Raw genomic sequence first — 14,936 nt, forward strand, 5'->3', positions numbered from 1 at the left:
GACAAAGGCTGCACCCTGGGATATATTACAATTAAATAACAAAGTTAGTTAATCAATAAGGGTGATTGTATGGTTGACAAGGTAATCGGAGCGGTGGATATCGGAGGAACCAAGATAATGGTGGGCATTGCCGACTGGGAGGGAAACATTCTCAGCAGCCAAAGCTTTCCTACCAGGCTGGGAAAAAATGGCGCGGAAGAATCGGTGGTGCGCATTGTACAATTATTGAATCAGCAAAGCCGGGGGAATCAGAAAACGGCCGGGTGCCTGAGCCGTATCGGCGTGGTGTGTGCAGGGCCTGTGGACACAAAAAGAGGGCTGGTACAAAATCCATATACACTGCCGGGCTGGAACGGCTTCCCGTTGTCGAAACGGCTCTCTGAGTCCACGGGAGCGCCGGTTCTTCTGGAAAACGATGCAAACGGCGCTCTGCTTGGAGAGGTGGCGCTGCGTCATCTGGAGGACAAACGTGTTCTGATGGTGACTGTGGGGACTGGCATCGGGGCGGCTTTTATGGACCGGGGCAGGCTTTACCGTCCGGGAGACGGTTATCATCCCGAGATGGGACACATTGTGGTGACCTCCATGGGGGATAGGTGTTACTGCGGGCAGGCAGGGTGCTTTGAAAGCAGGTGCTCTGGAACTGCGGTGAATAAACGGGCCAAAGAAATGGGCTTTCAGGATTTTGAAGAGTTGCTGGCGGCCGGCAGAAGCGGGAATCCTGGCGCACTGAAGGGACTTAAGGAAATATCCGGGGATTTTTCCCGGGGCTTGTGGAATCTGTGTGTGATATTCAAGCCCGATGTTGTGATTCTGGGCGGCGGGTTCATGGAGTGTTCTTATCATTTCTTTGTGGAAGAATTCCTGGATTTTATAAAGGGAAAAGAGGATTTTGTAGGCACCCTTCAGGTGGTACAGTCCAAAAAGGATGCAAATTCCGCGCTGGTTGGGGCTGCGTGGCTGCAATAGATTTGCAATAAAATAGGGAAGGAAGTCCGCCGAAGCGGACGAGGAGGTATCGGGATGAAAAAAGAGGTAAAGATTTCTATGATTGGCGCTGGCAGTGTGAATTTCTGCCCGGCTACGGTGACGGATATTCTTTTGAGCGAAAGACTGGCTGAACTGGATGTGACCATTGCGCTGATGGACATTGATGAAGAGGCGCTTAAGGTGAGCGAGCAGTTTTCCCAAAAGGCCTGTGGGGAATTGGGGCGGAAAGCGCATATTTATGCCACCCTGGAGCTGGATCATGCGCTGGAGCATGCGGATTTTGTGATTGCCGCCATAGAAGTGGACAGATATCACTATTGGTCTCAGGACTTTCATGTGCCCCGTAAATATGGATTCCGCCAGGTTTACGGAGAAAATGGAGGACCGGGAGGAATGTTCCACACCTTGCGAAACCTCCCTCCTATTCTGCACATTGCACAGAGAATGGAGGTTCTGTGTCCGGGTGCATGGCTGATCAATTATACCAATCCGGAGGCAAAGCTGGTAGAGGCGGTGAAGAGTCTGACCAAGGTAAAAGCAGTGGGTGTCTGCCATGGATTTTCCATGGGGCTTGATACGATCTCAAAACTGCTTGAAATGCCAAAGGATCAGATAGAAGCGGTGGGATACGGGCTGAACCATTTTGGCTGGTACACAGAGCTGAAAAATGCAGCAACCGGGGAGGACCTTTATCCGCTGCTTCGCCAGAAGGAACAGGAGGCCTGTTGGCTGGCTAAGTGGGATGAGGTTGCATTGTGCCGGATCATGTACCGGACCTATGGATTGTTCCCGTATCCGGGAACCAATCATGTCGGCGAATACATTGCCTGGAGCGACGAATTCCTTGCAAGCTCCAAAATACAATTCTTTTTTGACCCGGCCAATGAAAAGCCTTGGGAAACGAAAAGGACGCCCGCCTTTGTATATAATTTCTGCGACAATCCTACGGGAGTTGAGTTTTCCCACAAGGATAAAGATAAAAAGGAACAGTATGCAGAACGGTTTTCTGCCAAGGAGACAGGTTATCAGGTTTCCGGAGAATATGGCATTCCTATTATAGAAGCAATTTTGTTTGACCTGCATATGCAGATTCCGTCCTTGAATATGCCCAATGAGGGAACCATGCCTGGAATTTTGCAGGGTATGTGTGTGGAGGGGCCCTGTATGATAGATGCGAAGGGAATTCATCCGCTGCCGGTAAAGGAGCTTCCAACGGCGATCACGGCTATGATCAATCACCAGGGGGCCATTCACAGACTGGTGATCCAGGCCTATGCGCAGAAATCAAGAAGACTTTTGCTTCAGGCGCTTTTGCTTGACGCGACTGTATCCAGCTACAGTAACGCGGTGGCCCTGATTGACGAAATGTTTCAGCTGCAGAAGGATATTTTGCCGGAGCTTGACTGGTAGATAAGAGGATTTGGAAATGAAAAATTTGATAGAGGAAGATTATGAAGCTTTAAGCAGAAGGGTATGCGATTGTCTGCTGGATACGGTGAGAAAGGATCAAAGTGCGGTTATTGTACTGCCCACAGGGGAGTCCCCCCGGGGAGCTTACCGGCTTTTTGTAAAGGCGGTGAAGGAGGAGGGGCTTTTGCTGGATGGAGTTACGTTTATACAGTTAGATGAGTGGGCCGGAATTGGCCAGGAAAATCCTGCCGGCTGTGGATATTATCTGAAGAAGGAGCTGTTTGAACCTCTGGGGATTTCGCCGTCTCAATGGATTGCCTTTCGGGGGGAGGCGCAGAATCTGGAAGAGGAATGCAGGCGTGTGGAAGGGATGCTGGAAAAAATGGGGAAAATTAATCTGGCGCTGCTTGGAGTGGGAAAGAATGGCCATATAGGACTGAATGAGCCGGGAGATTCCTGGCAGATTTTGGCACATCCTGTCCGGCTGACCCCCAAAACCTTAACCCATTCTATGCTGGCTGGGGAAAAAGTCAAGCCCGCCTGGGGACTTACTCTGGGAATCGGAACGTTTTTTCGTACACAGCAGATACTGTTGATTGCGTCGGGCCCGGGAAAGGAGGAGGTGATTTCGTTTTTTCTGGAGGATAAAGTATCGCCGCAATATCCGGTATCTATTTTAAAGCTACATTCAAACGCAGTCTGCATTGTGGAGAAGGAATTGTACCAGAAGGCACAGACAAAGGACAGCCACATTGTAAATGCGGAGTAAAACAAGTTGACGAATGCGCAGTAAAACAAATTGACGGAGGATGAAAAGTATGAAAAGAAAAATAAGAAAAAAGCTGGCCCTTTTGCTTGCTGCCTGCTGCCTGTCTGCCTTTTCCGGCTGCGGTGCAGGCCAGGAGACCCAGGCACCGTCCGGGGATATCGGCAAGGAGGCGTCCGGTGAAGAGGCTCTTAGCGAAGAGCCCTCCGGAGAACCCATAACAGTTACCTTTGCAACCTTTTACGGTGGAACAGATCCCATTGATACGGTATTCAAAGAGGTGATTGAGGATATTCAGGAGGAGCTGAAGGATGAAAATATTGAAATCAAGGTAGAGACCATTCCCGGCACAGACAATTATGTGGACAAAATGAAGGTGCTTATTTCTGCGGGAGAGCTTCCGGACATTATTCTTCCCACGGGCATTAACCTTTTGGACTTGGCATATGAGGCCGGACAGCTGGTAAGCTACACGCCCTACTTTGAAGCCGATCCTGAGTGGGCGGAGAGCGTAAGCGAAGAAGGAAAACAATTCAATACCAGGGATGGACAGATATATGCGATTCCAATGGAGCGCAACACCATGGGTTATTTTTACAACAAAGACATATTTGCACAGGTGGGAATTGAACCTGCAGAAACCTGGGAGGAATTCTGGGATAACTGCGAGGCTATAAAGGCTGCAGGTTATCAGCCCCTTTCGCTGGACACGGCTGAAGGAGCCTGGTATACAGGCCAGCTTTTGGGGGCGATTGTGGGCACAAGCAGTGAAACGGGCAATGAATTCATGAATACCTACCAGCCTACAGACTACAATTTTCCAGAGATGATCGATGCGGTGAATTGGATACAGAAATCATTTTTGGAATACACCACAGCTGATGCGGTGGGCGGAAACTGGGCCCCTGGCGCCTCCCATTTTTATCAGGGGGATACTGCCATCTTTATGAACGGAGCGTGGACCATCAAGGATTTCTACGACAGGAATGTGTCTCCCGAGGGATTTGAGGATAAGGTGGGCGTAGCCATGTACCCAGAGCATGGCCTCTACGACGCGCCTACCACCGGGGTTATGTGCGGCTCCAAGGATCAAGAGCATGCAGATGCGGCCATGAAGGTGATTAAGCTGTATACCAGCGCCGAGGTACAGATGCGCTTCGCCATGGCCGGAGGTACGGTTCCTGATTCCCCTTTGGTGGAGATCGGAGAAGAAATGAGTGCGGAGAATCCCATTCTTACAGAGCTGGTGGGATTGGTTCCGGATGCGGAATGGACCTTTGGGGATCATGCCAGCCTGTGGTATGTAAATGTCTGCGATGAGATGAGCGCAAATCTGCTGCCCCAGCTGGCCCAGGACAAGATGACAGCTGAGGATTTCTGCGCCGCCATGACCAAGAAGGCGCAGGAGAACCAGTAAAAGAAAACGCCCGCGAAAAGGGGCTGGGAGGTATCGGTATGAAAAACAAGGCGCGAGTCAGAAGAAATTTATGGATTCTATTGTTTTTACTCCCCTCGCTTGCCATTTATGTATTGATTTACGCTTATCCGCTGGCTACGGTTTTTGTTACCTCCTTTTGCCAGTGGACAAGCAAGGTGAGCCTTACATTTTCGGGGCTGAGTAATTATCTCTATTTATTCAGCCCGGATTCCAACCTGTTAGTGGCCTTCAAAAACACGCTGGTATGGATTCTGCTGCAGTGTACGGTTCATGTGGGGCTTGGCTTTCTGACGGCCTTTGTGCTTTCCCGCAGACCCTTTGGCTGGAAATTTACCCGGACCGCTTATATGATTCCCAATGCGGTTTCCTCGGTAGCCATGGGCGTATTGTATCTGAATATGTTTAATCCACAAATCGGCATTGTGAATTCACTGATTCGAAAGCTTGGCTTTGAGGACTTTCAGGTGAATTGGTTTGCCAATGACGAAACGGCTTTTTGGGCGGTCACCATAACATGGCTGCCCTATGCGGCCATGACCACCATTCTGGTAATGGCTGAGATGACGGCGATTCCGGATTCCATAAAGGAGGCTGCCAAAATTGACGGAGCCAGTGACCTGCAGGTAGACTTCTATGTGGTGCTGCCGATGCTGAAAAATGTATTTAATCTCACCCTTATACTGGCGGCATCGGCAATGGTCACCAATTTTGACAATATTTATGTGACCACAGGCGGCGGCCCTAACAATGCAACTTTGAATCTTGGACTATACTATTACAAGACTGCCAATCTAAACAACAATTACGGTCTGGCCAACGCCATCGGCACGCTGCAGATTTTGTTCGGCCTTGTGTTAATCTGGATTATCAACAGGGCTGTGAAGATCGACAAGGAATAGGAGGAGATATCTTGAACAGGAAAAGAAAACTGACCCGCATAGGAGGCAGGGGGCTTCTTTATCTTTTTATGGCTTTTATCATCGTCATTTCCGTGTTTCCCTTTTTGTGGGTGCTTTTGTCCTCCTTCAAAACACAGTATCAAATTATGAGTGACCCTTTGTCCATGCCGGAGGCCTGGGAGCCTACAGCCTATGTGAGAGCCCTGGAGGCCACGCCTATTGCGCTCTTTTATCGAAACAGTATTATTGTGGCTGCTGTCAGCACGGTGCTGACCCTGCTGATCGTAGGGATGTCGGCTTATGTGGCGGCCAGGTATTCTTTTAGAGGCCAGTCCTTTGTGGTGATGCTGTTTTCCTCCTGTCTGCTGGTTCCCAGTATTTCCCTGTCCTATCCGGTATTTCGCACCATCAGGGCAATGGGGCTGTATGATACGCTGGCGGCATTGATTCTGGTCAATGTGGCCTTTGGACTGCCGGTGACCTTTTTAATCATGCGCAGCTATTTTGCCGGCATTCCCCGGGAGTTAAGTGAGTCGGCGGCTATTGACGGGGCAGGCTTTGCGCGGATTTTTGCATGGATTATTGTTCCCATGGCAAGACCTGCCTTTGCGGCTGCTGGAACGTTTCAATTTATGTGGGTGTGGAATGAATTTTACTTTTCCATGCTTTTGACCTCAAGCGATGAAAGCCGTACGCTGCCCCTTTCTCTGAATTATTTTATGGCGCAGTTTTCCGCAGATTATCCTGCCATGTTCGCGGCGGTCATCATGGTAGTGACACCTACCATACTGGTGTACAGTCTGATGCAGAAGCAGGTGATCAACGGACTGACTGCAGGCGCAGTGAAAGGGTAGCGATGAGCTTAGTGTGTGCCGCTTTGCCCGGACTGCATGAAAAAGGCGGCGCAGGAATGGAGGTTTTATGAAGAAAATACAGGTTTTTAGAACGGAGCTCGAAGGAAAAAGCCGGCTGGATCAGGTATTCTCGGGTCAGATGGAAAAAGAGAGCATGGACCCTTTGGAATATGTGGAGAACCAGGTGATAAATATTTATCCTGAACAGTCCTACGAAAGCTTTCTGGGATTTGGGGGAGCGTTTACGGAGTCTGCGGGATACTGCTTTTCTAAACTGACCGGGGAAGAAAAGCAGCGCCTTGCAAGGCTGTATTTTGACAAGGAGCTGGGAATCGGATACTCCTTTGGCAGAATCCATATGAACAGCTGTGATTTCTCGCTGGGAAATTATGCCTGCTGTCAGGAGGAAAGTCCGCAGCTGGAGGGATTTTCCATTGAGCGGGACAAGCAGTATATACTGCCCTTTATCAAATACTGCCAGCGCTGTGGGGACATTACCTTTCTTATGTCTCCCTGGAGTCCTCCGGCCTGGATGAAGGACAACGGGGAAATGAACCACGGGGGCGCCTTGCTGCCTGAGTACAGAGCTTTGTGGGCGGAGTATTATATCCGGTTTCTGCGGCTGTACCAAAAGGAGGGGGTGCCGATCGGTTACCTTTCTGTGCAAAATGAGCCATATGCTGTGCAGACCTGGGATTCCTGTCTTTATTCTGCCAAAGAGGAGGGGGAATTTGTGCGGGATTATCTGGGCCCAGCCCTGGAAAAATCCGAGTTTCATGATGTAAAGGTTTTGGTGTGGGATCACAACAAGGAGCGCGCTTTTGAACATGTAAAAGAAATATTTGCAGACAAAGAGGCCTCTAAATATATCTGGGGAACGGCATTCCACTGGTACAGCGGCGACCATTTTGAGGCGCTGGATCTGATCAGGAAAAATTGGCCGGATAAGAGCCTGATGATGACGGAGTGCTGTGTGGACTTGACCTGCCCCAGCCAGAGCACCGCTGCAGAACGCTATGCCCATGAGATCATTGGAGATCTACGAAACGGAACCCGGGCCTTTTTGGACTGGAATCTGCTGCTGGATGAAGAGGGCGGACCAAACCATGTGGGGAATTTTTGCGACGCACCCATTCGGATGAATACCAAAACTGGAAAATTGGACGTTCGCTTAAGCTACTACTATATCGGGCAATTCAGCCGATTCCTTCCGGCCGGCAGTGTGCGGACAGCCTCCACTGGATACAGTGAGGATTTGGAGCATATTGCGTTTGGACGGCCGGATGGCTCCACGGCGCTTATGCTGTTAAACAGAAGAGATTATGATTTGCCGGTGATTGTTCGCATGGATGGCTGGTGGAAGACGCTGGAGGCACCGGCCCATTCTCTGTCCACCGTCTTAATAGAGTAAAAGGGAATGGGACGCTGATATGGACGCTGACATGCCGTGGATTCCGACATAATGTATAGCAGTACAAAAAAATATTTTAAATTTTGGTGATTTTTGCATAGTTTTTATTTTTGAATGCGTAGAATAAGAAAAATGGCGGTGATATGATTAAAAATATGAGAAACTTTTGTGCAGTTTGGGGATGCCGCACAAGGGCTTCGGTAAATGTTGTGTACGGCATATGGCTGTAGAGAGCACAATGCTTAAGAAAGGTGGAATTTAGAATGAGGTACAGAAAGAAAGGATGGAAATGGAGACGGGCTTCCCTGAAAAGAGGCGTGGCGTTTGCAGTGAGCGCCTCTTTGCTTTCGGGAAGCCTCTTTTTGTCTGACGGACTGACCACAAGGGCTGGCGGACTGATGAGTCTGGAGCAGTGGCAGCAGTCTGTCAGCGGGGGCAATGTCTCGGGAGGAGATACGGTATCGGGGAATAATGGCATTATGACCCTCAGTGCAGTGGAGCAGGATTATACGGATTTTACTGAGGATGAAGTGATTTATTCCTTTGATTTCGGCACAGATGTTACAAAAAGCAATACCTATGGGCAATGGGTGATCGACGCTTCCACGGGAGAGACGGCAAACCTGGGCTTTCTTGACGTGGAGTACAACAATGCGGCCCAGGGCTGGGTAAACAATGTATATTATCCCCGGGAACTGAGTAAACAGGAGGCGGGCGCTTCCTATGTGACGAACGCAGAGGGCTGTCTGGCTGTCTCAAGCAAGGTCTGGACGGAAACGGAAAGCACGGGCTATGGGGTGTATACCTATGAGAATACCTCGGCCTTTGGCATGGAGCTGGCAAATGCGGACTACAGCGTGGAGGTGGTGTTGACCAATCCAACCGCTGCGGCATACAATGCGTATATTGAGGCGGAGGATATCACAAAGGTAAGCAGCACGGAAATTCCGGCGGGAGAGAGTAAAACCCTTACCTTTACAGCAGTGCTCATCGACGGTGTGCTGGATTTGAAATTCCTGGCGGAGAGCAGCGCGGCGGATGTGGCGGATGCCCAGACAAAGACGGTATATGTATCCAAGGTAAAGGTCACCAGACTTGCCACCCAGCAGGCGGGCGCAAAGCCGACTATTTATCTGGCGTCGGATTCCACGGTGCAGACCTATGAGGAGGATTATGAGCCTCAGACCGGCTGGGGCGAGACGCTGGCGTTATTTTTTGGCGGAGAGGTAACGGAGCGGGAATGCACGGACTGTGATTACAGTCAGGCCCAGGTCTATGAGGCCCAGAATGTGATTGTGGAGAACAGAGCCATTGGGGGACGTTCCTCGAAGTCCTTTGTGGAGGAGGGAAAGCTGGATGACCTTTTGGAGGACATTAAGCCGGGAGACTACCTCTTTGTGCAGTGGGGCCACAATGACGCCACCTACAGCAGGCCCAACCGTTATGTAGCCTCATCGGATTTTGCGGACTGGCTTGCGTATTACATAGACGGTGCACTGCAGAGAGGTGCAACGCCGGTGCTTGTGACGCCTGTGGCCAGATACAGCTACAGCACGGACAGCAGCGGCAATCTCACAAGCTTTCACAGCGATTTTGAGGCATACCGCCAGGTGATGCTGACGATGGCCTCTCAGCAGGGGATTCCCCTGATTGATCTGACCCAGCGCTCCATTGCCCTGTGCAACAGCTTTGGCATTGAAGGAGCGAAATCCCTGTTTTTGTGGGTGGCTGCCGGGGAATATCCGGACGGGGCTTATGCGGGAGGCGCTTCGGATTCCACCCATCTGCAGTATTATGGTGCATATAAGTTTGCCCAGTGTGTGGCGAAGGGGATTCAAGAGAGCACGGACACGGCTCTTTCGGATTTAAAGAGCAGGGTGGTAATCAGTATTCCGGAAAATGTTCCCGGGGATGTGGACAATCTGGAGATTACGTCCGTGGGCGCAACCAGCGTAACCATGATGTGGGATGGGGCTTCGGACGCAGAGCTGTATTATATTTACAGACAACAGTTGGGGGAAAATGAGACGGCGGCAGATGTAAGCTTTGCAAACGCGGCCAAGTATTCCGTTTCCTCCTCCAACAAGTATACGGACAACAGCTGCGAGGCGGGGGAAACCTATGTATATGCGGTGCGCGGCTTCAATGAAAAAGGATTGGGAGAGCTTTCGGACAAGGTGGAGGTGACCACCAAGGAGGCGGGCTACCGCTTTGATTTCAACTATGGCAATTCTCCTACCATGGAAGGCTGGACGGGGGTAACCCAGAATCAGATGTACAGCGCCTCTGCCGGGTACGGCTGGATTACGGCTCCTGGCAATGGCCGTTACCGCGCAGATAACGGCAATGAGGATTCTTCCGACATGGCAGATGATTTCTGCCTGGGAGCGGGAGAATTTGCAGTGGATCTGCCCAATGGCGACTATGAGGTCACTGTGTATGCGGGGGACCTTCTGCCGGGCACAAGCACCATCAAACCTGCCTACACTGCAGAGGGATATGCCCTGGGGAGCATTTCAACAAAGCTTGCCCTGGGAAGCTGCACCAACACCGTGCGTGTGACGGACGGACAGCTGAATCTCACGGTGGGAGGAACCAACGCTTACATTAACGGCATGACCGTCACGGGAATTTTGCTGGCTCCCACAGGTCTGGCGGCTACGGAATTAAGCACCAATGAGGCCAATGCAACGGTAAGCTTTCTCATAGGCTTTAATGGAATTGCGGAAGCGGTTTCCTACAATGTCTACTGCAAGAACAGCACAGATACGGACTTTGACATTGTAAAGACCATTCCTGCGGAAAGCATAAATGACTTGAATTATCGTGCCATGACAGGCTCCCTGGGGGAGACCTATGAATACTATGTGACGGCAGTGACTGCCGACGGAACGGAGTCCGCACCCAGCGAGACCATCACTGTGGCCTTGGTGGAGGAAGGGCCGAAGGCTGCGGCGCCTGCAAACCTGGTGTGCACCTCTCCTACGGAAAATACTACACAGCTGCAAAGATTTGTTTCCTTACAGTGGGATGCGGTAGAGGGTGCAGTGAAATATATTATTTATCGTTCTGATAAGGCGGAGGATGAAAAGGGCTTCCGGGAGTTTGTGAAGGTGGGAGAGAGCGCTGCTGTGACCTATACGGATGAAACGGTGACCACCCATATGCACTATTATTATAAGGTAGCAGCCCTTACCAGAACCGGTCTGGGACAGCTGTCGGAGGTATGCGTGACCCCGGTTACCGGAACGCTGATTGCAGGAGGCTTAGAGAGCTATTCTGACAGAGGGGTGACGGCCGTCTATCTGGGAGGCGCAGACGGGGCGGAAACCTATGTATCCGCAACGGATTCCCAGGGCAACGAGCTTACAAGCGGCGTCTATGTAAGCTGGAGAAGCTATGAGGCTGACTTTGACAGCAATCATGATCTGACCACAACCTTTAATGTGTACAGGGGAAATACTTTGATTGCCCAGAACATCAAGGTGACAAACCTGGTGGATGAAGGGGGCAGCGCTTCCGATACCTATCGTGTGGAGGGAAGCAGCGACAGCGCGCTGGGGTTGACCTGTGAGGCTGTTTCTGTATGGCAGAATAAATATCTGGAGCTTACCCTGTACTGTCCTGCGGATGATACCATGCCTGACGGCAGCACCTGCAGCTATTCTGCAAACGATATGTCCGTGGGAGACCTGGATGGGGACGGTAAGCTGGAGCTTCTGGTAAAATGGTATCCAAGCAACGCCCAGGATAATTCCAAGGGAGGATATACTGGAAAGACCTATATCGACGCCTACGATGTGAATTTTAATACCGGAGCCGTAAGTCTTTTATGGCGTATCGATATGGGCGTGAATATCCGCTCCGGCGCTCATTACACACAATTCCAGGTGTGGGACTATGACGGCGACGGCAAGGCGGAAATCGCCCTGAAGGCAGCGGATGGAACCACTTCTTATGTAAGCAGCGACGGAACAGCCGCCGGGCTGACACAGGAGGACTATGTGGGAGCCTGCAGCAGCCAGGAACTGCCTGTAAATACCATCAGCAGCGCAAACGACTACCGCAATTCGGGAGGCTACATACTGGAGGGACCGGAGTATTTTGCCATTTTTGACCATGACGGCAGTCTCATCGACGCGGTGGACTATCTTCCGGGAAGAGGCACTGTGAGCGCATGGGGCGACGCATACGGCAACCGGGTGGACCGCTTTTTGTCCGCAACCGCATACTTAAACGGAGAAACGCCCTTTGCCGTGTTCTGCAGAGGCTACTACACCAGAACCTGCCTTACGGCCTATTATCTGAAGGATACCGATGAGGACGGAATCGGGGATACCATCGACACCTATTGGGCCTTTGACACGGACGCTCTGGGGCTTCCCCCTGAGGGGACGGAGTACGAGGCTCAGGGCAACCATGGACTTAGCGTAAACGATGTTGACAAGGACGGTAAGGATGAGATCATCTATGGGGCCCTGGTCATCGACCATGACGGTTCCTTAAAGTATACCACCAGTCTTGGACATGGCGATGCCATGCACGTGTCGGACTGGGTATCCTGGAACGACGGACTGGAGATTATGAGCGTGCATGAGCACAGTGACGCCCAGTATCAGGTGGAGATTCGTGATGCAGAGACGGGCGAAATTCTCATGGGCTATCACACCGGACAGGACACCGGACGAGGGGTGGCCGCAGACATCGATCCCACCTGGGAAGGGGCTGAGTGGTGGTCTATTGTAGGCGCTGACTTTGACGGCAGCTATGAGCCTGCATGGAATTCCACCGAGGGGGAGGTGTATTCCACCTGGTCGTCCTTAAGCAGTCTGATCACCTTGTCGGATTCCACTCCCGCGTCGAACTTCACGCTTTTCTGGGATGGGGATTTGCTCAGTGAGATTCAGGATCACACCTTTGACGAAACGTCCTATACACCCACGGGAACAGTGCTTTCCAAGTGGAATTATGAAGAGGGAGAGCAGGAGACACTGCTGTCCTCCACGGAAATTTTGTCCAACAACGGAACCAAGGGCAATATGGGTCTGGTTGCGGATATTCTGGGCGACTGGCGTGAGGAGATCATTACCAGAACCGCTGCAGATAAGAATAAAGTAAGAATTTATATGACCACCATCCAGACAGATTATGTAGTGCCCTGCCTTTTGGAAAACCTTGCCTACAGGGAGGGCGTGGCATGGCAGAACGTAGGCTACAATCAGCCTGCCAATGTAAGCTATCTGTTATCCCAGGGCCTGGTAACGCCAAAGCTTGGGGATGTGGAGACAGGAAACGGCTATGTGGAGTTGGCCTTCACACCGGGAAGCGACGGAGATTTGTACGGCCATGAGATCACCGGCTATGAGATTTACAGGGCCAAGGGAAACGGCGAGTATACGCTGCTTGATGCGGTGGATACGGAGGAGCTGGATGTGGCCGAGGATGAAGATGCCCAGGAGATTATCGGCTGGGAGGAAGGTGATGTTGTAAGACAGTTTGATTTTGGAAACAAAACCACAGCCTCCGGCTTTACTACCGTCACCAACGGCGCCTACAGCGCATCTGCAGGCTATGGCTTTACCAGCGAAGGTGAGATTAACTATAACCGGGTGGGCGTAGGGATTACACCTGCCGGAGAGGCCGCAACTGCTTTGGAAACCGCATGCTCCGATTTGTGCAGAGCCTCCGATGAGCTGACATTTGAGGTGTATCTGCCTGCGGGCACCTATCAGGTGGAAGTCTATGCCGGTGCGGGATACAGCAACAGCGCCTATAATGGAAACAGCATTACCGTGAACGGACAGAATCTGGGAACCGTAAGCCAGAGCCCGTTGATTGCGGATATGGTAAAGACGGCTCAGGTTACTTTGGAAGAGGCGGGCAATATTGTGGTAACTGCCCAAAACAGCGGTCAGCTGGCCATTTTAAACGCGCTTGTGATCACAAAGCTTACGCCTGTTTACGGAAGCGCTTCCGACGGTGGCGCTGAACTGAAATATATTTACAGGGACAGCACTGTAGAATCGGGTACGGCCTATTATTACAAGGTTGCGGCAGTGGTGAGTTATCCCAAGGAAACAGGAGGAACGGGTGAAAGAACCGCCCATATGTCTGCTCCTGTGGAAGTACAGACCCAGACAGCGGGGGACGGCAATTAGGCAAGCGTACGGGAGGACGGGAAACCGTCCTCCTATTTTTATGTAAGTTGCGTTTTACAGCTAAAAAAACAGTCAACTCGAAATACCATCCTAAAATATCTAAAAATGCACTCGAAAGTTGCTGAATAGTTGATAGTATGCAACCTTATGCTCTGTTACAATACAATTATCATAAAAGCTGTTGAAAAAGCAGCAAAAGCCTATGCCATGAGGCGCTGTCTTGGAAAAGAGGTGAGACAGGTGAAGCGCAGAAAAAGGAAAGCGGATGAGAATACCATTGATACTGTTAGTAATGTGGTGGAATTCTGTATTCCGGAACCGGATCATCATGCGGACAGGATTCGGAAATTTACCGAATGTCTGGGAAGGGGGATTATGCAGATGTGTCCGGAATATGGTCTGACTGTTTCGGCGCTGGAAGCAATTGTGCATGCTTCTGCCATACATGATATCGGTAAGCTTGCTGTGCCTGAGGAAATTTTACAAAAGCCCGGGAAGCTTTCGGGTCAGGAATGGGAGATCGTAAAGCTGCACACGATACAGGGCGATGAGATGATACGCAACCTGATGTACCTGGATGACGAGGGGATTCATGATGTCTGCTGCGATATTGCAAGGCATCATCACGAAAGGTATGACGGTGGAGGCTATCCGGATGGACTTAAGGGAGAGGAGATCAGCATCGGAGCACAGACGGTAGCTCTTGCGGATGTCTATGACGCATTGCTGTCGAAGCGCACTTACAAGGAGGCTGTTGAACCGGATCAGGCTTTTATGATGATTATGGCGGGAGAATGCGGGGTTTTTTCTCCGAAACTTTTAAGGGTGTTTGAAAAGGTAAGGAAAGAGATGGAGGAGCTGATTTGAAGATATGCAGCAAATTATGAGGCAAATGCAACCAAAAGTTGCGTGAAGTTGATGGAACGCAACTATTTTAATTGATAGAATATAAATTAAAACAGCAAAATGCTTCAACAACCATTTGCATATCTTCGAGAAAGATGCGGAGG

At 50.8% G+C, this 14,936-nt stretch carries 9 protein-coding genes; all 9 read left to right on the forward strand.

The features are described from left to right. Positions 1-69: 69 nt before the first annotated feature. Positions 70-969, forward strand: a complete 900-nt coding sequence (locus AC1WIP_RS03270; RefSeq protein WP_481140463.1) for an ROK family protein — start codon at positions 70-72, stop codon at positions 967-969. Between the two features lie 54 nt (positions 970-1,023). Then, entirely contained in the window at positions 1,024-2,400 is a 1,377-nt protein-coding gene (locus AC1WIP_RS03275; protein WP_481140464.1) for a family 4 glycosyl hydrolase, read from the forward strand. 16 nt (positions 2,401-2,416) lie between these two features. After that, positions 2,417-3,169 (forward strand): 6-phosphogluconolactonase, encoded by a 753-nt coding sequence (locus AC1WIP_RS03280; protein ID WP_481140465.1) that lies wholly within the window; start codon positions 2,417-2,419, stop codon positions 3,167-3,169. A 49-nt stretch (positions 3,170-3,218) separates the two neighbouring features. Next, positions 3,219-4,583, forward strand: coding sequence for an ABC transporter substrate-binding protein (locus AC1WIP_RS03285; RefSeq protein ID WP_481140466.1), 1,365 nt, complete (start codon positions 3,219-3,221; stop codon positions 4,581-4,583). Between the two features lie 38 nt (positions 4,584-4,621). Then, positions 4,622-5,503 carry a carbohydrate ABC transporter permease gene (locus tag AC1WIP_RS03290; RefSeq protein WP_481140467.1) on the forward strand — a complete coding sequence of 294 codons (882 nt, stop codon included), beginning with the start codon at positions 4,622-4,624 and terminating at the stop codon, positions 5,501-5,503. Positions 5,504-5,514: 11 nt separating this feature from the next. Further along, entirely contained in the window at positions 5,515-6,357 is an 843-nt protein-coding gene (locus AC1WIP_RS03295) for a carbohydrate ABC transporter permease (RefSeq protein WP_481140468.1), read from the forward strand. Between the two features lie 67 nt (positions 6,358-6,424). Continuing rightward, positions 6,425-7,768: a glycoside hydrolase family 30 protein gene (locus tag AC1WIP_RS03300; RefSeq protein WP_481140469.1), complete on the forward strand. Its 1,344-nt coding sequence runs from the start codon at positions 6,425-6,427 to the stop codon at positions 7,766-7,768. A gap of 263 nt (positions 7,769-8,031) precedes the next feature. Continuing rightward, on the forward strand, positions 8,032-13,926 hold the full coding sequence (locus tag AC1WIP_RS03305; protein WP_481140470.1) for a rhamnogalacturonan lyase family protein: 5,895 nt from the start codon (positions 8,032-8,034) through the stop codon (positions 13,924-13,926). Positions 13,927-14,166: 240 nt separating this feature from the next. After that, a complete protein-coding gene (locus AC1WIP_RS03310; RefSeq protein ID WP_481140471.1) occupies positions 14,167-14,793 on the forward strand; it encodes an HD-GYP domain-containing protein in 627 nt (208 codons plus the stop codon). Positions 14,794-14,936 lie beyond the last annotated feature (143 nt).

This window comes from Acetatifactor sp. (assembly GCF_982438285.1).

Excerpts from the sequence above, each read along its gene's own strand:
- AC1WIP_RS03280 (WP_481140465.1), top strand. The coding sequence starts at position 2,417 with ATGAAAAATTTGATAGAGGAAGATTATGAAGCTTTAAGCAGAAGGGTA.
- AC1WIP_RS03305 (WP_481140470.1), top strand. The coding sequence starts at position 8,032 with ATGAGGTACAGAAAGAAAGGATGGAAATGGAGACGGGCTTCCCTGAAA.
- AC1WIP_RS03290 (WP_481140467.1), top strand. The coding sequence starts at position 4,622 with ATGAAAAACAAGGCGCGAGTCAGAAGAAATTTATGGATTCTATTGTTT.
- AC1WIP_RS03285 (WP_481140466.1), top strand. The coding sequence starts at position 3,219 with ATGAAAAGAAAAATAAGAAAAAAGCTGGCCCTTTTGCTTGCTGCCTGC.
- AC1WIP_RS03270 (WP_481140463.1), top strand. The coding sequence starts at position 70 with ATGGTTGACAAGGTAATCGGAGCGGTGGATATCGGAGGAACCAAGATA.
- AC1WIP_RS03275 (WP_481140464.1), top strand. The coding sequence starts at position 1,024 with ATGAAAAAAGAGGTAAAGATTTCTATGATTGGCGCTGGCAGTGTGAAT.
- AC1WIP_RS03300 (WP_481140469.1), top strand. The coding sequence starts at position 6,425 with ATGAAGAAAATACAGGTTTTTAGAACGGAGCTCGAAGGAAAAAGCCGG.